Annotated in this window: 17 protein-coding genes; 8 read left to right on the forward strand and 9 right to left on the reverse strand. The window is 67.1% G+C overall.

Annotated elements, in window-relative coordinates; all coding sequences use genetic code 11:
- Positions 1 to 270 precede the first annotated feature (270 nt).
- The 5 genes from ACQCSY_RS07790 (at position 271) to ACQCSY_RS07810 (ending at position 5016) form a co-directional block, all read left to right on the forward strand.
- Entirely contained in the window at positions 271 to 1074 is an 804-nt protein-coding gene (locus ACQCSY_RS07790; RefSeq protein ID WP_427134592.1) for a DeoR/GlpR family DNA-binding transcription regulator, read from the forward strand.
- The gene (locus ACQCSY_RS07795; protein WP_427134594.1) at positions 1071 to 2057 is read left to right on the forward strand and encodes a 1-phosphofructokinase family hexose kinase; all 987 of its coding nucleotides are present in this window, start codon (positions 1071 to 1073) and stop codon (positions 2055 to 2057) included. Before ACQCSY_RS07790 ends, ACQCSY_RS07795 begins: the two co-directional genes overlap by 4 nt.
- 2 nt (positions 2058 to 2059) lie before the next feature.
- Positions 2060 to 4114, forward strand: a complete 2055-nt coding sequence (locus ACQCSY_RS07800) for a PTS fructose transporter subunit IIABC (protein ID WP_427134596.1) — start codon at positions 2060 to 2062, stop codon at positions 4112 to 4114.
- Between the two features lie 56 nt (positions 4115 to 4170).
- Complete coding sequence (locus ACQCSY_RS07805; RefSeq protein ID WP_427134598.1) at positions 4171 to 4449, forward strand: HPr family phosphocarrier protein; 279 nt, start codon at positions 4171 to 4173, stop codon at positions 4447 to 4449.
- 285 nt (positions 4450 to 4734) lie between these two features.
- Positions 4735 to 5016: a DUF7218 family protein gene (locus tag ACQCSY_RS07810; RefSeq protein ID WP_427134600.1), complete on the forward strand. Its 282-nt coding sequence runs from the start codon at positions 4735 to 4737 to the stop codon at positions 5014 to 5016.
- A gap of 32 nt (positions 5017 to 5048) precedes the next feature.
- Here the strand turns inward: ACQCSY_RS07810 and ACQCSY_RS07815 are convergent, their stop codons facing one another.
- Positions 5049 to 5999 (reverse strand): Ku protein, encoded by a 951-nt coding sequence (locus ACQCSY_RS07815; protein ID WP_427134601.1) that lies wholly within the window; start codon positions 5997 to 5999, stop codon positions 5049 to 5051.
- 145 nt (positions 6000 to 6144) lie between these two features.
- On the opposite strand from ACQCSY_RS07815, the gene ACQCSY_RS07820 reads away from it, so the two are divergent.
- Complete coding sequence (locus tag ACQCSY_RS07820) at positions 6145 to 8589, forward strand: ATP-dependent DNA ligase (protein WP_427135735.1); 2445 nt, start codon at positions 6145 to 6147, stop codon at positions 8587 to 8589.
- Between the two features lie 141 nt (positions 8590 to 8730).
- Here ACQCSY_RS07820 and ACQCSY_RS07825 read toward each other — a convergent pair whose 3' ends face one another.
- The gene (locus tag ACQCSY_RS07825; RefSeq protein WP_427134603.1) at positions 8731 to 8988 is read right to left on the reverse strand and encodes a hypothetical protein; all 258 of its coding nucleotides are present in this window, start codon (positions 8986 to 8988) and stop codon (positions 8731 to 8733) included.
- Positions 8989 to 9074: 86 nt separating this feature from the next.
- Entirely contained in the window at positions 9075 to 9338 is a 264-nt protein-coding gene (locus tag ACQCSY_RS07830; protein WP_427134605.1) for a hypothetical protein, read from the reverse strand.
- Positions 9339 to 9736: 398 nt separating this feature from the next.
- On the opposite strand from ACQCSY_RS07830, the gene ACQCSY_RS07835 reads away from it, so the two are divergent.
- Positions 9737 to 11332, forward strand: a complete 1596-nt coding sequence (locus ACQCSY_RS07835; RefSeq protein WP_427134606.1) for an MFS transporter — start codon at positions 9737 to 9739, stop codon at positions 11330 to 11332.
- 126 nt (positions 11333 to 11458) lie between these two features.
- Complete coding sequence (locus ACQCSY_RS07840; RefSeq protein WP_427135737.1) at positions 11459 to 12520, forward strand: FUSC family protein; 1062 nt, start codon at positions 11459 to 11461, stop codon at positions 12518 to 12520.
- Positions 12521 to 12560: 40 nt separating this feature from the next.
- Here the strand turns inward: ACQCSY_RS07840 and ACQCSY_RS07845 are convergent, their stop codons facing one another.
- From ACQCSY_RS07845 to ACQCSY_RS07870, 6 genes are all read right to left on the reverse strand, one after another.
- A complete protein-coding gene (locus tag ACQCSY_RS07845) occupies positions 12561 to 13343 on the reverse strand; it encodes an SDR family NAD(P)-dependent oxidoreductase (protein ID WP_427134608.1) in 783 nt (260 codons plus the stop codon).
- Between the two features lie 26 nt (positions 13344 to 13369).
- Entirely contained in the window at positions 13370 to 14041 is a 672-nt protein-coding gene (locus ACQCSY_RS07850; RefSeq protein WP_427134610.1) for a hypothetical protein, read from the reverse strand.
- Positions 14042 to 14161: 120 nt separating this feature from the next.
- Positions 14162 to 14506 (reverse strand): GNAT family N-acetyltransferase, encoded by a 345-nt coding sequence (locus tag ACQCSY_RS07855; RefSeq protein WP_427134612.1) that lies wholly within the window; start codon positions 14504 to 14506, stop codon positions 14162 to 14164.
- Positions 14503 to 15843, reverse strand: coding sequence for an acyltransferase family protein (locus tag ACQCSY_RS07860; RefSeq protein ID WP_427134614.1), 1341 nt, complete (start codon positions 15841 to 15843; stop codon positions 14503 to 14505). Before ACQCSY_RS07860 ends, ACQCSY_RS07855 begins: the two co-directional genes overlap by 4 nt.
- Before the next feature lie 140 nt (positions 15844 to 15983).
- A complete protein-coding gene (locus ACQCSY_RS07865) occupies positions 15984 to 16859 on the reverse strand; it encodes a class II fructose-bisphosphate aldolase (protein WP_427134615.1) in 876 nt (291 codons plus the stop codon).
- Entirely contained in the window at positions 16859 to 18325 is a 1467-nt protein-coding gene (locus ACQCSY_RS07870) for a GntP family transporter (RefSeq protein WP_427134617.1), read from the reverse strand. Before ACQCSY_RS07870 ends, ACQCSY_RS07865 begins: the two co-directional genes overlap by 1 nt.
- Between the last annotated feature and the right edge of the window lie 24 nt (positions 18326 to 18349).

Raw genomic sequence — 18349 nt, forward strand, 5'->3', positions numbered from 1 at the left:
GACATGTCCCCCGGTCCGTGAATCCCCGGAGCCACATGCCCAGTTTTCGGAGCCAGAGGTGGACATAGTTCCAAAATGCTCACTCCACGGCGCGAAGACTGGACATGTCCCGCGGGAGCCGCCAAGTGATTTCTGCGTTCATGTTGTTTTTCATTGACAAAGCAACATGAAAAAAGATAAAGTCAAATAATTCCACTTCATGTGATGGGAGTCACTGAAGCGGTTGGAGAATCCGCAGGACAAACGCAATCAGTACGCAATGGAGGGTAAGTGTTCGCCGAGGAACGCCAACAGTTGATCGTGGGGCTCATCTCCGCCAGCGGCCGGGCCAGCGTCACGGACCTCGCCGAGCGTTTCAGCATCACCACCGAAACCATCCGCCGCGACCTCGCCGCCCTCGAATCCGCCGGCAGTGTGCGCCGGGTCCACGGCGGCGCCGTTTCCCCGGACCGCTTCAGCACCACCGAAGAAAGCATCCTGGAGCGGACGGTCCAGCGGCAGCCGGAAAAGACCCGCATTGCCGAGGCCGCCCTGGCACTTATCCCCCAGGACCGCTCAGGCAGCATCCTGATCGATGCCGGCTCCACCACCGAGGCCCTTGCGGAACTCCTGGCCGCCCGCACGGCAGCCAGCCGCCCTGCCGCGGGCTCCGACGACGAACTGGTGGTCATCACCCACGCGCTGCCCATCGCGTCCAGGCTGTCCGGGGAACCCGGCATCGCACTGCACCTGCTGGGCGGGAAGGTCCGCGGCATCACCCAGGCCGCGGTCGGCCAGTCCACGGTGGAGGCCGCGCGCCGGATCCGTCCGGACACCGCCTTCATCGGCACCAACGGCATCCATGCAGCCTTCGGGCTGAGCACACCCGATCCTGAAGAAGCCGCCGTCAAGGCTGCCTTCGTCCAATCAGCCCGCCGCATCGTGGTGCTGGCTGATTCCTCCAAGCTGGACGCGGAAACCCTGGTCCAGTTCGCCTCGTTGAAAGATCTGGACACCTTGATCACAGACAGGAAACCCAACCGGGAACTCGCCGACGCTCTTGCGGAAGCCGGAGTGGAGGTGGTGGTCGCATGATTGTCACCCTGACCGCCAACCCCAGCCTGGACCGCACGGTGGCCCTGCCCGGCCCCCTGCTCCGCGGTGAAGTCCAGCGGGCCGTCTCGGTCCGGCAGGAATCTGGCGGCAAGGGAGTGAACGTCTCCCGCGCCCTGGCGGCCTCCGGATTGAAGACCATTGCGGTGCTTCCCGGAGCGGAGGCCGATCCGGTGCTTGCCGGGCTGCGGGAGGGCGACGTGCCCTTCGCCGCCCTCCCGATCGGCGAGCCGCTGCGCAGCAACGTGGCACTCACCGAGCCCGGCGGCGTCACCACAAAAATCAACGAACCCGGTCCGATACTGAGTGGGGACCAGCAGGAAGCCCTGATCGGGCTGCTCCTGGACCACTCCCGCGGCGCCGCCTGGGTTGTCCTGGCTGGATCCCTCCCGCCAGGAGTTCCTGTCGACTTCTACGCCACCGTCACCCGGCGGCTGCGGTCCATGCATGACGGCGGCGATGCGCCCCGCATCGCCGTCGACTCCTCAGGCGGACCCCTCGCAGCAGCGATCTCCGGCGACGCCTCGGGAAAGCCGGACCTCCTGAAACCCAATGCCGAGGAACTGGCGGAACTGGCTGCCGCAGCCGGCTTCGCCACGCACAAATCCGCCGAAGAACTCGAAGCGGATCCGGAGGCTGCCGCAGCGGCCGCCGCCGCCGTCGTGCGTTCCGGAGTGGGTGCCGTGCTGGCAACCCTGGGCTCCAGGGGTGCGGTACTTGTAACGTCCGACGGCGCGTGGCTGGCCACGCATCCGCCGGTCAAGGCTGTCAGCACTGTCGGCGCCGGCGATTCCTCGCTGGCCGGCTACCTGCTCGCCTCCAGCCAGGGCGCCGCCCCGGCCGATTGCCTCCGTCAGGCGGTGGCCCATGGTGCCGCCGCCGCTTCCCTGCCGGGCTCCACTGTCCCGGCAGTAAACCAAACCACCCCTGATGCCGTAACCATCACGGCCCTCCGGAAGGATTGACAGTGACACAGCTCATTACTACCGAACTGGTCGAGCTCGACCAGAATCTGGGCAGCTCGCCCGAGGACGTGATCCGGCACCTGGCCGGCAGAGTCGCAGCCAACGGACGCGCCACCGAGGTCGAAGGCCTCTTCGCCGACGCGTTCGCGCGGGAGCAGAAGACCGCCACGGGTGTCCCCGGCGGCATCGCGATCCCGCACTGCCGCTCGACGGCGGTCACGGTACCCACACTGGCCATGGCACGGCTCTCGCAGCCGGTCGATTTCGGCGCCAAGGACGGACCCGCGGACCTCATCTTCTTCATCGCGGCTCCCGAAGGCGCGGACCAGGACCACCTCAAGCTCCTGTCCAAGCTCGCCCGCTCCCTGATCAAGAAGGACTTCACCGCGTCGCTGCGTGCCGCGTCCTCGCAGGCGGAAATCGTTGAGCTCGTCGAAGGCGCGCTGGCGGACAAGCCCGCCCACGCTGCGGCTGAAGCCGCGGCTGCTTCCACGGCCCCCGCCGCCGCCGGTGCCGCCGCCGGTGTTTCCAAGGCCGGCGGGCCCAAGCGCCTCGTGGCCGTCACGGCATGCCCCACCGGCATCGCCCACACCTACATGGCCGCAGATTCCCTCGTGGCCGCGGCCCGGGAAGTCGGCGTGGACCTGCAGGTCGAAACCCAGGGCTCGTCCGGCGCCAAGCCGCTGGATCCCGCGGTCATCGCCGCCGCGGACGCCGTGATCTTCGCCGTGGATGTGGACGTCCGCGGCAAGGAGCGCTTTGCCGGCAAGCCGGTCATCAACGCCCCCGTCAAGCGCGGCATCGACGAGCCGGACAAGATGGTCCAGGAGGCCTTGGCCGCAGCGGACAACCCGAACGCCCGCCGCGTGCCGCATTTCGGGGCCGAGGAGCAGGCTGAGACCGAAGCCATGGAAAAGGGCGAGCACATCGGCCAGAAGCTGAAGAAGGCGCTGCTCACCGGCGTCAGCTACATGATCCCGTTCGTGGCAGGCGGCGGTCTGCTGATCGCCCTCGGCTTCCTGATGGGCGGTTACCTGATCACGAAGTACGCGGATGCGATCGTCGTGGACAACAGCCTCTTCAACCTGCCGACGCAGTTCCCGGACAACGCCTGGGGCCCGCTCGGCGCCTACATCGGCGCCGTACTGTTCAAGATCGGCGCCCTGTCGCTTGGCTTCCTGGTACCCGCTTTGGCCGGCTACATCGCCTACGCCATCGCTGACCGGCCGGGCATCGCGCCAGGCTTTGTCGCAGGTGCGGTCGCCGGGTTCATGGGTGCCGGCTTCCTCGGCGGCATCGTTGGCGGCCTGCTCGCCGGCTACGTCGCACACTCGATCGGCCGGATCAATGTGGCCCGCTGGCTGCGCGGCCTGATGCCGGTGGTCATCATCCCGCTCCTGGCTTCCCTCGTCGCTTCGGGCCTGATGTTCCTGATCCTGGGTGGACCGATCGCGGCGATCAGCAAGGGCCTGAGCGGCTGGCTGTCCGGCCTCACCGGTGCCAGCGCCATCGCCCTCGGCGTGATCCTGGGCCTCATGATGTGCTTCGATCTCGGCGGACCCGTCAACAAGGTCGCTTACTCCTTCGCCGTCGCCGGACTGGGAGCAGCCAGCATCACCAACCAGGCGCCCTGGCAGATCATGGCCGCGGTCATGGCTTCGGGCATGGTTCCGCCGCTGGCCATGGCACTCGCCACGGTCCTGGACAAGCAGCGTTTCAGCCTGGCCGAGCGTGAAAACGGCAAGGCGGCCTGGTTGCTGGGCGCCTCGTTCATCTCCGAAGGCGCCATCCCGTTCGCTGCCGCCGATCCGCTCCGGGTCATCCCGGCCAGCATGCTCGGCGGTGCGGTCACCGGAGCCATCTCGATGGCTTCGGGGGTCGGATCGAAGGCCCCGCACGGCGGCATCTTCGTCTTCTTCGCCATCGACAACTTCGTGATGTTCGTTGTCGCGATCCTGGTCGGAACCGTCGTGACCGCGCTGTCCGTACTGGCGCTCAAGCGCTGGGCAGTCAGGAAGTCCGTTGATACGGTGGAAGCAGTTCCCGTTACCGTCTGAGCCGGTCCAGAACGACTTCCTAGCCGCTACTCAAAGCTGATATTCAAGGAGCAGAAATGACCGAACGTAACGCCACCATCGCCAGCCGCGTCGGGCTGCACGCCCGCCCGGCCGCCATCTTCGCCGAGGCAGCAGGCGAGCTCGATCTGGAAATCACCATTGCCCGCCTGGGCGAGCCGGAGGACGAGGCCATGGATGCCGCCAGCATCCTCTCGCTGATGAGCCTGGGCGCATCGCACGGCGAGGTTGTGGTGTTGAGGGCCGAGGGCGAAGGCGCGGACGCAGCACTCGACCGCCTCGTGCAGATCCTCGAGACGGACCACGACGCCGAATAGCACTGTCCGGCCGCACGCATGGCCCGGCCGCACCCGAACGGGGTGTTGCCGGGCCGTCGTCGTTCCCCCGGTTCCTAGCCCTCTCAACAAATTCATAAGTGACCTTAGTAAGGCTTGTCTTCGCCAATCCACGCCGATAGTTTGGAATTCGCGGCACCTTTTCACCGGGCCGCCGCTGGAATGGTTCCCGGCCGAAGGAGATGACCCCGTGGCAAGCGCACAGGCAAGCACTGAAGTCGGCGTTCCCGTGGCGTTCGACGACGACCTGCGGAAGCCGAGGTAGCCATGCCCAACAGGAAGAAGACCGGGGCTGAGAGTCCGAGCATCAAGGATCCGGAACTGTACGAGGAACTGCGGGACGACGGCGCGTCCAAGCAGAAGGCCGTCCGCATTTCCAATGCCGCCGCCAAGAGAGGCCGCTCTGCTGTGGGCCGCAAGGGCGGCGAGGCGGGCGACTACGAGGCCTGGACGGTCCCCCAGCTGAAGGAACGCGCCAAGGAAATCGGCCTCAAGGGCTATTCGGCGAAGAAAAAGAGTGAGCTCATCTCCGCGCTCAGGAACTCCTGATCCCGATGGCCACGGGCGCCGGACCCGCCGCTTCAGGCGCCTTGGCGTGCGCTTTTCGCCTCATCCTTGGGGGCAGCTTTCGGCGCGGGCTTGGCCGCAGTCTTGGCCACAGTCTTGGCCACAGTTTTCCGCGTGGCCGCGGTCGATTTCGCGGTGGCCTTCGCCGCGGGCTTCCCCTCCGCGGGAGCTTGGCCGCCTCCGCGCTTCCTTTCCAGACTCCGTTTGAGCGCTTCCATCAGGTCGATCACTTCGCCGCTGCCGGCCTCGGCGGCGGGCACACCGAAGGTTTCCTCGGTGTCCAGGGACTCCCCCTTTTCCAGTTTCGCCTCGATGAGCTGGCGCAACTGCAGCTGGTAGTCGTCCGTGAACTGTCCCGGCTCGAAGTCGGCGGCCATCGAATCGATCAGGGCAGCGGACATTTCGCGCTCCTGGGCGGAGATGCGGATGGAGGTTTCGAGGGCCGGGAAGCTGGCCTCCCGCACCTCGTCGGCCCAGAGCAGGGACTGCAGCATCAGCACGTCGTCGCGGATCCGCAGGGCCCCCAGCCGGGTCTTCTCCCGCAGCGCGAACTGGACAATGGCCACCCGGTCCGTGTCCTCGAGGGCCCGGCACAGCAGCACGTAGGCCTTGGGCGATTTGGAGTCCGGTTCGAGGTAGTAGCTCTTCTCGAACATGATGGGATCGAGCTGATCGGCCGGAACAAACTGCACCACGTCGATCTCGTGGCTGTTCTCCGCCGGGATGGCCTTGAGCTCCTCACGGCTGAGGACTACGGTGCGGCCCTCGTCCTCGTAGGCCTTGTCGATGTCCTCGTAGTCAATGATCTTGCTGCAGACTTCGCAGCGGCGCTGGTAGCGTATCCGCCCGCCGTCGGTGTTGTGGACCTGATGCAGGCTGACGTCGTGGTCCTCCGTGGCGCTGTAGACCTTGACGGGGACGTTGACCAGCCCAAACGCTATCGCGCCTTTCCAGATGGCTCTCATGGGACAAGTGAACACCAGTGCCGTACGGAGGTGAAGACCTTTGCCTGACAATGTAGGCCCGCCTGAGCGCAGCAGTCCGTCCAACGGTAAGCAGCGTGTCCGGGTGGATGGGCGCGAGCTCGTGGTGACCAACCTGGACAAGGTCATGTATCCGGAGACGGGCACCACCAAAGCCGATGTCCTGGCCTACTACGCCGCGGTGGCGCCGGTGCTGATCCCGGCCGCCGCCAACCGGCCCGCCACCCGGAAGCGCTGGGTCCACGGAGTGGGCACCCCCGAGGCCCCGGGGCAGGTGTTCTTCCAGAAGAACCTGGACGAATCCGCTCCCGGCTGGGTGCCCCGGGCCTCGATCAAGCACAAGGAGCACACCAACCAGTACCCGCTGGTCAATGATCCCGCCACCCTCGCCTGGCTCGCCCAGATTGCGGCCCTGGAAATCCACGTTCCCCAGTGGCGGGTGGATTCGCACGGGAACGCCATGCCGCCGGACCGCATGGTGCTGGACCTGGACCCCGGGGAGGGTGCCGGGCTGGCGGAGTGCGTGGAAGTTGCCAAACTGGCCCGCACCATCCTGCAGGACGTGGGCCTGGATCCCGTACCGGTGACCAGCGGCAGCAAGGGCATCCACCTCTACGCCGCCCTGGACGGGACCCGGAGCTCCGAGCAGATCTCGGACTTCGCGCATGAACTGGCCCGGGCGCTGGAGGCGGACCACCGGGAGCTGGCCGTCAGCGACATGAAGAAGGCGCTGCGCGCCGGCAAGGTCCTCGTGGACTGGAGCCAGAACAGCGCCGCGAAGACCACGATCGTGCCCTACTCGCTGCGCGGCCGGCCGCGGCCGACGGTGGCGGCGCCGCGGACCTGGCGCGAGCTCAGTTCCCCGTCCCTGCACCAGCTGGACTACCAGGAGGTCATGAAACGGGTGAAGTCCGGCAAGGATCCGTTCGCCGCGATCTCAGGGGGCAGGCGATCCGGCGGCCATCCGGCCGGCGCTCCCAAGGAGGCATCCGACGTCGAACCGGCCGGCGGCGGCGATACCGATCCCCGGCTGGAGCCATACCGCGCCAAGCGGGACTCGGCCTCCACGCCGGAGCCCTTCGCGGCGGAGCGGCACGGCAGCGGGACCGACGCCGGCACGCTGCGGGAGAAGTTCGTCATCCAGGAACACCACGCCAGCCGGCTGCACTACGACTTCCGGCTGGAGCGCGACGGCGTACTGGTGTCCTGGGCGCTGCCCAAGGGTGTCCCCACGACCGGCGCGAAGAACCACCTCGCGGTCCAGACCGAGGACCACCCGATGGACTACGCGGACTTCGAGGGCACCATCCCCAAGGGCCAGTACGGCGCCGGGACCGTCAGCATCTGGGACCGCGGATACTACGAATGCGATAAATGGATCGCGGGCAAGGAAGTCATCGCCACGCTGACCGGCGAGGAGGGCGGCGGCCTCGGCGGGACCCGCAGGTTCGCCCTGATCCACACCGGCCAGGACAACGACCAGTGGCTCATCCATCTGATGGAGGCCCACGGTTCGAAGAAGGGGCCCCCGGCAGCACCTGCGGACAGCCCGGACGTTGATGCCGGGCAGGCAGCGGTCCAGGCCCCGAACCGGGCCCCCGCACCCGGCCCGGACGTCCCGGACTTCAGCCCGATGCTGGCCAGCTCCGGGACTACCGCTGATCTGCCGGACAAGGACTGGCAGTTCGAACTCAAGTGGGACGGCGTGCGGGCCCTGATCGTCGCAGACGCCACGAAGATCCGGCTCATCAGCCGCAACGGCAACGACATGTCCGCGAGCTACCCGGAGCTGACGGACCGTTCGTGCTGGCCGGAACAGGACTTCACCGCCGACGGTGAGATCATCGCCGTCGGACGCTCCGGCCGCCCCGACTTCGGGCTGCTGCAGGGGCGCATGAAGCTCACCAAGCCCGCCGACGTCGCGAAAGCGCAGGCATCGACACCGGTGCGGTTGATGCTGTTCGATCTGCTGTCCGACGGCGGCGCGGATCTCCGCCGCCTGCCACTGCGGGAACGCCGCGCCCGCCTTGAGGAGTTTTTCCGCCCCTCCGGTTGCCCGGTGGAGCTTTCCGGGGTGATCGACGGCGACGCCACCCACATCCTGGAAAGCGTCCGGGAGCTGGGGCTGGAGGGCGTGATGGCGAAACGCACCGACGGCCGCTACGTCGGGCAGCGCAGCAGGTCATGGCTCAAGCTCAAGTTCGAGCGGACCCAGGAGGTGGTGGTCGGGGGCTGGCGTCCGGGAAAAGGCGAGCGCCAGAATTCCGTGGGCTCGCTGCTGCTGGGGATCCCCGAAGGCTCCAAGCTGCGGTACGTCGGACGCGTGGGCAGTGGCTTCAGCACCCGCGAGCTCAAGGAACTGAGGCGGCAACTGGACGCCCTGCCCCGGAAGACCTCCCCCTTCGAGGAGGTGCCCGAGGAGGATGCCTCGGATGCCCACTGGGTGAGCGCCAGGCTCGTCGGCGAGGTCACTTACGGGGAATGGACCGGCAGCGGCAAGCTCCGGCACCCGGTGTGGCGCGGCTGGCGGCTGGATAAGAAGCCGGCAGACGTTGTGGCCGAACACGGCTGAACCCCGGCTGAGGCAAGATCCCGGGACCCGACCCAGAACATGCAAACAGCCCGGAGACTTCCCCTTTGGGATGCCCCGGGCCGTGTGGCTCGTGGAACGGGAGCTGCGTCGGAGGCCGTTTTGCGGCGCCCTTATGCGCTCCTAGTCGTGGTGCGGGAGCTGCGGGCGGCTGGTCCGGTGGGTTGCGGCCTCAGCAGTCTCGTTACCCTGGCGCCCACGGACCGCGTCGCGATCCTTCGGATGGCGGTGCTTGCCCATGCCGTCCGGCCACTGCTGCCCCTGGGACGTGGCGGGCGGCGCGTGATGCACGGGTTCGGGGCCAGGAGCCTCATCGATGGACTCCGCCAAATGGCTGGCTACGTCAGGCTCGATCTCTTCTCCATGGTGATGATCCGCCATTGCTCTTCCTTTCCGCTGTGCATTACCGCTGTGAAATGAAGTGTTCATCCATGGTAGGTCGGCAGGGGTGAGATGTCTCTAGGGGGCTACCAGCGGACCTTCTTTTCTGCGGGGCCCTGTTTTCCGCTTGCATGGGTTGGCTTATGGCTGTGTCCGACGCTCTGTGAAGCGGCGCCACCACGCGACTTGCTGGCCAGCATTTCCTTCTGGGCATCGGTCAGGCGGGATTTGATGCCCTTCGCCGGCTCCTGCTGATTCGTTTCAGGCTTGTTCGTTTCAGGCTTGTTCGTTTCAGGCTTACTGTCGCCGTTTTTGCTCTCGCCGCTTTTTTCGGTGTCTTTGCCAGTCATGAACTGCTCTCCTAGTGTGGCTTTTTTATCAGCACTCCGCTGGATTCAACCCTAAGCGCTTTCCGGACACCTTGGGTACCCCTTTTCCACGTGCCAACGGGACCCGCAGCCGGTGATCCCGGGCCGCCCGGGAGGCGCATTCCCGGCCCAAAAACCGGCTCCGGGCGCCCGTGGAGGAAAAACTTTACGCAGGGCGCAGCTACCCGCGCCGATTCCCAACAATGGCGCGGTGAAACAGCGGAAAAGAATTCTCCGGATTCGGCCCGATTCGGAGCCGAAACACCGGATCATACGGCATCAAACTCGGAAACTCCATGAAAATCGCGTAAAATTGAAGGCCTGCCCGGAGCGGGGCAGCTACAAGTCGCAAGCAAATGACCTCCATAGGAGTTGCCCAAATGCCCAAAGACCGAAGCATGACCGACTCTTCAGCAGGCGTGATGAACGCCAGCGGAACTAACCAAGTCGCACCCAGGGGTGCGAAGAAACCTAAGCTACTTGCCCGCCGTCGACTCCGCGAGTCCGACGTCAACGTTGTCGACCAGCCGATGCTCAAGAAAGCACTCGGCGGCACCATCGTGGGAAACACCATGGAATGGTACGACGTCGGCGTGTTCGGCTACCTGATCACCACCATGGGACCTGTGTTCCTGCCCGAGGCGGACAAGTCCGTCCAGACACTGTTCCTTCTGGGGACATTCGCCGCAACCTTCATTGCCCGCCCTCTCGGCGGAGTCATCTTCGGCTGGTTCGGCGACAAGATAGGCCGACAGAAGGTTCTGGCCACCACGCTGATGCTGATGGCAGCAAGTACCTTCGCCATCGGCCTCCTGCCCGGCTACGCGCAGATCGGCATTTTGTCAGCTGCCCTGCTGGTGCTGCTCAAGATTGTCCAGGGCTTCTCAACTGGCGGCGAGTATGCCGGCGCCACGACCTTCGTCAGCGAGTACGCCCCGGACAAACGCCGCGGCTTCTTCGCCAGCTTCCTGGACATGGGCAGCTACCTCGGCTTCGCCATCGGTGCCGCCCTCGTCTCCGTGCTCCAGCTGACGCTGGGACAGGACACCATGGAGCAGTGGGGCTGGAGGATTCCGTTCCTCCTGGCCGGCCCGCTGGGCCTGATCGCGGTCTACTTCCGGAGCAAGATCGAGGAATCCCCGCAGTTCCAGGCGACCCTGGATGCCCAGGAAGACCTGGCCAAGGATGCAACTGCCGGAGACACCGCCGCTTCCAAGGGCCCGGTGGCCATTGTGAAGGCGTACTGGCGTTCAATCATCGTTGCGATGATCCTCGTCGCGGCCGCCAACACTGCAGGCTACGCCCTTACGTCTTACATGCCGACGTACCTTACGGAGTCCAAGGGCTACGACCCCGTCCACGGAACCCTGCTGACGATCCCCGTGCTCGTCATCATGAGCCTCTGCATTCCGCTGACCGGCAAGCTGTCTGACCGGATCGGCCGCCGCCCCGTGCTGTGGATCGGTGCCCTCAGCACAGTGATCCTGGCTGCCCCTGCGTTCCTGCTGATCGGCGTCGGAGAGATCTGGTCCACCATGCTTGGACTCGGCCTGGTCGCCTTCCCGGTGACGTTCTACGTGGCCAATCTAGCCTCGGCCCTGCCGGCGCAGTTCCCGACCTCCAGCCGTTACGGCGCCATGGGCATCACGTACAACTTCTCCGTGGCCATCTTCGGTGGAACCACCCCGTTCATTGTCGCTGCGCTCATCTCGGCTACCGGCGATGACATGATGCCGGCGTACTACCTGATGGCCACCTCGGCGATCGGTGCGGTTGCCATTTACTTCCTCAAGGAATCGGCCCAGCGGCCGCTGCCTGGTTCCATGCCCAGCGTGGACACCCAGGCCGAGGCCCGCGAGCTGGTCGCGACGCAGGACGAGAACCCGCTGATCGACCTTGACGACATGCCGTTCGCCGCGCCGGCCACGGATTCCGTTGTGGATTCCGAGCCTGCCAGGGTTCCCGTCCGGGCCTGAGCTTGAACCTCTAGTCCAGAGCCCCGCCTGAAGGCCTGTCATGTGTGCTTGTTCCCTTGGGAAAGTACGCAGGGCAGGCCTTAGGCTTGTCCACGGCATCTTTGAGACCCGGAGACGGAGGCTACCCTGCAGTCCCTTCTGCGCCACGTCCGCACCCTGCACAGCTTCGCCCCGGCGAACAAGGACCACGTCTCGGCGTGGCGTGTGGCGATCAGCGTGGCCGTGCCGTCCCTGGTGCTGCTGGCCTCGGGACGCCCGGACCTCATCACCTACGCCGTTTTCGGCGCCCTGACCGGGATGTACGGCCGCTCGGAGCCGCATCAGCTAAGACTGCGGCACCAAGGCCAGGCGGCCTTCCTCCTGCTCGCCGGGGTGGGGGTCGGTGTCTTCCTCTCGGTCAATCACATCCATACGTGGGCGCTCGTGATCACTGAGACTGTGCTTGCCGGTGCCGGATCACTGTTCGCTGACAAGGCGCGCCTGTTGCCCAATGGCCCCTTCTTCGGGATCCTGGCGCTGGGCGCCTGTGCGTCCATCCCCACGGCCGTTCCGTGGCATGCCGCCGTGCTCATCGCTGCCGCGTCGGCCGCTTTCTCGATGGTGGTCGGCTTCGGCGGATGGGTCCGGGGCCGCACCTGGCAACCCGGGTTGGGGCGGGGTGTCGCCCCCCTGCGCGGTGTGCGCCTCCGGGCGGCGTGGATCCATGCTGCCCGCTACGTGGCCGCGGTGGGGGCAGCCGGGTCCGTCGGTGTCCTCAGCGGCAGCGGCCACCCGCACTGGGCCATGGCCGCGGCTGCTGTGCCGCTTGCCGGAGCGGACATGCCCAGCAGCATCCACCGTGGCGTCCACCGCATCGTCGGCACCCTCGTGGGGCTCGTGGTGGTCGCAATCGTGCTGTTCCCCTGGGCGTGGTCCCCGCTGCAGTTCTTTCCGGGGCAGGAGGCCGCTGTCCTGGCCCTGTTGGTGATCGTCCTCCAATTCACCACGGAGCTGTTCATGACCCGGCACTACGGCCTCGCCATGGTGTCCTTTACGCCCGTGATCCTGTTGATGACGCAGCTCGCCGCGCCTGCCGACCCCGGTGTCCTGGTGACCGAGCGTGCCGTCGAGACGCTCGTGGGCGCCGGCGTCGGCATCCTCGTGGTGGTGCTGATCCGCAGCCGGCGCCGCTCCGCCCCGGGACTTTGATCCGGGTTTCGGTGCAGGGGGATCAGCCGGTGATCCCGGCTTACTTGGCGCGCCGCGGCGGCCCTGCCACCAGCCGCGCCGGCAGCACCCGGGCGGCCGCGGCCAAGACTTTGTAGCGCTTGCTCGGTATAGAGACCGCCTTGCCGTTTTCGTTGTCGGCCAAGCCCTCGCGGACCACGCGCTCGGCCTGCAGCCACATCCAGCGAGGCGTCACCGTTTTGTCCATGCCCATCCGGTCGTGGAACTCGGTGTGCGTGAATCCGGGGCACACCGCGGTCACGTTCACACCGTGCGGGGCGTAGGCCATATTGGCCCAGCGGGAGAAGCTGAGCAGCCACGCCTTCGCTGCCGAGTACGTTCCGCGGGGCAGGAAGGCCGCGACGCTGGCCACATTGATGATCCTGCCGGACTTCCGCTCCAGCATGCCCTGCAGCGCGGCGTGGGTGAGTTCCATGGCGGTCTCGACGTGCAGCTTGAGGTGCTTCTTTTCGTCCGCGATGTCGTTTTCCGCGAAGGAATGCAGCAGCCCGATCCCCGCGTTGTTGACGAGGATCCCGACCGGCTGTGCGGGGTCGGTGAGCCGGGCGACGACGGCGGCGACGCCGGCGTCGTCCGTCAGGTCCGCGGCAATCACTTCGGCCCGGGCACCGTACCGCTTTTCCAGCTCCGCCGCCGTCGCCATCAGCCGGACGGCGTCCCGGGCCACGAGCACCACGGGATGCCCCTGTTCGGCGAGCTGGCGGGCAAACTCAGCGCCGATGCCAGCGGTTGCTCCGGTGATCAGGGCGGTGGTGTCCGCCGCTTTCGCAGTGAGTGGGTTCATAGCGACAGCCTAACCTCAGCCCGTGGTCAGGCCGGCGGCTGCCCGGCGGGCAGTTCGTCTTCCGCCGGGCCGCTGCCGTCCGTCAGGTCGCGGTTCCGCAGCTCCTCGGCGGCCAGCTCGTACCAGGTGTGGGCGCCGAAGGACGGGTAGCTGCTATCAAGGTGGCGGTACAGGGCATCGGCCAGTTGGCACAGCGCGCTGTCCGAGAGCGCCCGGACCGTAGCCCCGGGATCCACAGTGCCCTCGAAGTTGTCGGAGAGCTCCAGCCCGCTGACAGTGTTCAGTTCCGCCGGGACCTGGCTGCAGGCCTCCCCCAGGCGGGCGTCAAGACCGGCGAGGACTTCGCCGTCGGCGCCGACGTGAAGCAGGCAGATAGGCAATTCTGCGGGTTCGTCGAGAGCGAGGCGGAACTGCCCGGTGCCGCCGGGAGCAGCAGTTTCGCCGGAGTCGCCGGCGTCCGGGCCATTCTGGATCCCGGCGTCCGCCATGCGCCGCAGGTCCAGCAGCACTTCCGGGTCCAGGTGGGCGGCGCCGTGCAGGTCGATGGTGACGTCAGTGCCTGCTCCGAGGCGGCCGGCCCGCCGCACGATCTGTAACAGGGCGGGTGATTCTGACCGGGTAACGCAGCCGGTGACTTCGAGATTCACACGTCCGGGGTCGACATCCACACGGACAAGCACGCGCAGTTTATGGTTCACGGGGGTTCTCCCAAAGGACACGTCCAAGAGCCAACTGCATAACTCAAATAAAACCATACGAGTTTGTGGTCCAGCTCACAACCCCGCTGGCGCCCCGGCAAACTTTCAGGCGGCAGACGCTCAGGCGCCTTCCGGCGGCTGCTCCGGCCAGTCGACGTACTGGTGGTAGGCCTCGTGTTTGCGCAGGTACCGGTACATGAAGGGGCAATGCGGGATGATCCTCTTGCCTGAAGCAACCACGTCGTCGAGGGCGAAGTGGGCCAGCACCTTGGCGAGCCCCTGGCCCTGGAATTGTTCCGCCGTGTCGGTGTGGATGAAGTCGATATGGCCGGGCCTGTCGATGAACCGGACCTGGACGGCGAGCTTGCCGCCGACGTGCAGCTCATAGCGGTGCAGGGCATCGTTCCGGGTCGTGGAGACGTCCGGGGTAAACGTGTCTTCAGTGGTTGCCGCGTTCTCCGTCATGGTTCGACATTGGCACTTAAAGGCGGGCGTGGCAATGCCGGTCCGGAACCGTCGGGCAGGGCATCTGCCGCTGTCCGCACCGGAACACGGCCCAGGAGCAGGGCGGCGAGGGCAAAACACGCCGCGCCCCCGCCGAGGAGCCCCAGCGTCAGTCCGTTGAGGGCCGCGTCGGACACCGGGATGAAGACGACGACGGCGGCCGTCACCACGGCGGCCGCCGGCCGGCTGCGCGCGTGCGCGGACGCCGTCGGCCGTTCTTCCAGCCTGCCGAACAGCGCCAGGACCGGCAGCAGCAGCGCGGTGACGGCCAGCAGGACCAGCGGCCGGCCCCACCACCAGGCGGCGCTCCCGCCGGCCGGCTGGGGAAATCCGGTCAGCAGGAGCAGCCCGGACATTGCCGCCAGCAAGGGCAGGTGCCACAGGTAGATGGTCATGGAGCGGCGGCCGGCCACCGCCACTAGCCGCCGCACCCACCCGGCGGAGGCGAGCCGGGAGAGCCCTGGACGGAAGAGCTTCAGGGCCGCGGCCTGCGAGATCCCGAGGAACAGCAGGCTCAGGTTGGGCGGATTGAGGTTCACCAGCATGTTTCCGGGGTACAGCCCCAGCAGCACCAGCACCCCCAAGCCCAGGTTGCCGCCGGCGATGATCCCCACCAGCGCGCTCCGCCGCAGAGGCAGCCGCAGATTGTCCGCGATGATGAATCCGAGCTGCTGCACGGCGCACCACAGGAAGATCATGTTGGCGTAGGCCAGGAGCGGCAGCACGCCCCGGAGGCAGTCCACGGCCACCACGAGCGAGGCGAGGCCGGTCAGCGTCAGCCAGGGCGCGCGGGAGTGCAGGGCGGCCAGGAGCGGGAGGTTCAGCTGGGCCGCCAGATAGGCGGCGAGGAACCACAGCGGCATGCCTGCCCCCGTCACCAGCAGCTGGACGACCTGCGGGTCCACTCCTGCCAGCCGCGCGGCCCACAGCCCCGTGTACATGCAGGCCAGCAGGACCGCCGCCGGGCGGATGAGGCGCAGCATCCGCGCCTGCATGAAATCGAACGCGTTGCCGCCGCGGGCGCGCAGCCGGCGCCAGGACTGCAGCCCGGTGATGCCTCCGGCCACGAAGAAAAGCGGCATCACCTGCAGGACCCAGATGACGGCCCCGAACCAGCGCTGGAGCCCCAGCGTGTTTTCCGTGGTCACGGTGCCGTCCGGGTGCAGCACCGGGCTCACCATCATGGTGTGTCCCACCACCACCAGCGCAAGGCAGAAAAACCTGGCAAGGTCGATCGCCAGGTCGCGTTCCGGCACGATTGCCGGTCCGCCGCCTTCCCGCTGCTGGCGAACACGCATTGCGCTCCCTAGAACCTGCACACGCGAAACCTGCGAACGCGGCCGCTTATGTGCCGCGTAGCCTCCATTGTCGGCCTTGGCCGGGCCAACAGCCAGCGTCAGCGCGAGCACCGGCTAGCCTCCCCCGTCCGGGCCCCGCCTCAGCGGGACAGCGTGCCCAAGGCTGCGGCGGCGAAGTTCCGAGCTGCGGCATCCCACTGGCCCAGCAGGCCCTGGAGGTTTTCGCCGTCGGCCCGGTGCGCGGCGGTCTGCTCCTCGAGCATGGCCAGCACGCCGGTGCGGAGCTCGGTGTTGAAGTTGACCTTGCCCACGTTCATGGCGGCGGCCTTGACCAGTTCCCGGGCCGGGATGCCCGAGGCGCCGTGCAGCACCAGCGGGATGCGGGTCCGCACGGCGATGTCCTGCAGCACATCCCACCGGAGCCGGGGCTCCCCGTTGTACTTCCCGTGGACGTTGCCCACCGCCACGGCCAGCAGTTGCGCTCCGGTCCGAACCACGAAGTCCTCCACCTGGGCGGAGTCGGTGAGGCCGGCAGTGCCTTGCGCAGGTGCGCTGCCCGCGGCGTCAGTCCCGAAGGCCCGGTCCTCGTCCCCGGCGAGGCCGCCGAGTTCCGCTTCGATCACGACGTCGGTGTGCCGCAGGGCGTCGAGGGCTGCGCGGACGCCGCGGACCAGGGCGATGTTCTCCTCATACGGCAGGGACGATCCGTCCACCAGCACGGAGTCCGCGCCCGCGGCGACGGCGTCGGCGATCATCGTCGGCTCGGCGGCGTGGTCCAGCTGCACGGCGATTGGAACGCTGGCGGCGTCGGCGAGTCCTCGGAGGGCGGTGATCAGCCGCAGCCCGTTGGGCGTGGCCGCAGTCTTCGGCGCCCCCAGCAGGATTGCCCCGCGGCCGGCCTCCTCCGCCGCGCCCACGACGGCGAGCGCGGTGGTGAAGTCGTAGCAGGTGAAGGCCGGCACGGCCGAGCCCTGCTGGAGGGCGGAGGCAACGAGGGTGTCGAGTCGGGCGCGCATCAGATGCTCAGGCCTCCCACCAGGATCCAGGCCACAAACGTCAGGGCGAAGCCTGCCAGGCCCAGCACGGTGGTGAGCACGGTCCACGTCCTGAGGCCGTCGGCGACAGTCAGGCCGTAGTACCGCACCACAACCCAGAAACCGGCGTCAGTCACGTGGGACAGGCCCAGCGACCCGAACCCGATGGCAATCACGATCACGGCGATCTGCGCGGGAGTGTAGCCGCCGCTGGCGACGGCCGCCGAGAGCAGGCCCGTGGTGGTGACGATGGCGACCGTGGCCGAGCCCTGGGCGGCGCGGAGGGCGAGCGAGATGATGAAGCCGAGCAGGAGCAGGGGCACGCCCAGCGTGTCCAGGGTCTTCGAGAGCGCCGCGCCGATGCCGGACACCTGCAGGACGCCGCCGAAGACGCCGCCGGCTGCAACCACCATGAGGATTGACGCGATGGGCGGAAGCGCGCCTTCGAAGATCTCGCCGGTTTCCTTCAATGACCAGTGCCCGCGGACGGCGAGGAGGAAGAAGGAGAGGGCCACCGCCACGAGGAGGGCGAAGAACGGGTTGCCGAAGAAGGAGGCGACGCCGTACCAGTAGTTCTGCTTGTCGATCACGAGTGTTCCGACGGTACCTAGCAGGATCTGGGTGATCGGGGCGGCGATGAGGAAGATGATCAGGCCCGGACGGGGCGGTGCGATGGCGTGGTGGCCGGGACCATCGTGGCCGGCGCGCACCAGGGAATGAGAGCCGAATTCGTCAACCTGCGCTTTGACGGCTGGAAGCAGCTCGTAGTCTTTGCGGTTCATGATGCTGGCCACCCAGTAGGACAGGAAGCCGAGCGGCACGCAGATCGCCAGCGAAATCAACGCAATCAAGCCGATGTCGGCGCCGAGCACTCCGGCTCCGGCCACGATGCCCGGGTGCGGCGGGACTGCTACGTGGATGGAGAGCATGATGCCCGCCATCGGCAGGCCGAACTTGATCGGGTGCAGATTGGCGATCTTGGAGAAGGCGTAGACGATCGGCACGAGCACGATGATGCCCACCTCAAAGAAGACGGGGATGGCCACGAGGAAGCCGACTGCGGTGAGCGCCACGGCCACGCGTTTGGCGCCCAGTTTCCGGGTGAAGTGGTTGGCGAGCGACTGCACGCCGCCGGACACCTCGATCATCCGGCCCAGCACGGCACCCAGGGCGATCAGGATTGCGACCTTGCCCAGGGTGCTGCCCACACCGTTGCACACCACGGTGAAGACGTCCTTGAGCGGGATCTGGGAGGCCACGGCCACCAGGATGCTGACGGTCAGCAGGGCCACGAAGGCCTGGATCTTGAAACGGATGATCATGAGGAGCAGCAGTGCCACACCGGCGGCCGCAATGGTCAGCAGCAGTGGAGTACCCAGCTCCACGGCCGGCTTGATGACGGGCGCGTCTGCGGCGCGCACCATCAAGGGATTGAACAGGGGTGTCATGAGGGGGCGTCTCCTTTGACAGGA

Origin of the sequence: Pseudarthrobacter sp. S9 (assembly GCF_050156545.1) — a bacterium.
Classification (GTDB): Bacteria; Actinomycetota; Actinomycetes; order Actinomycetales; family Micrococcaceae; genus Arthrobacter.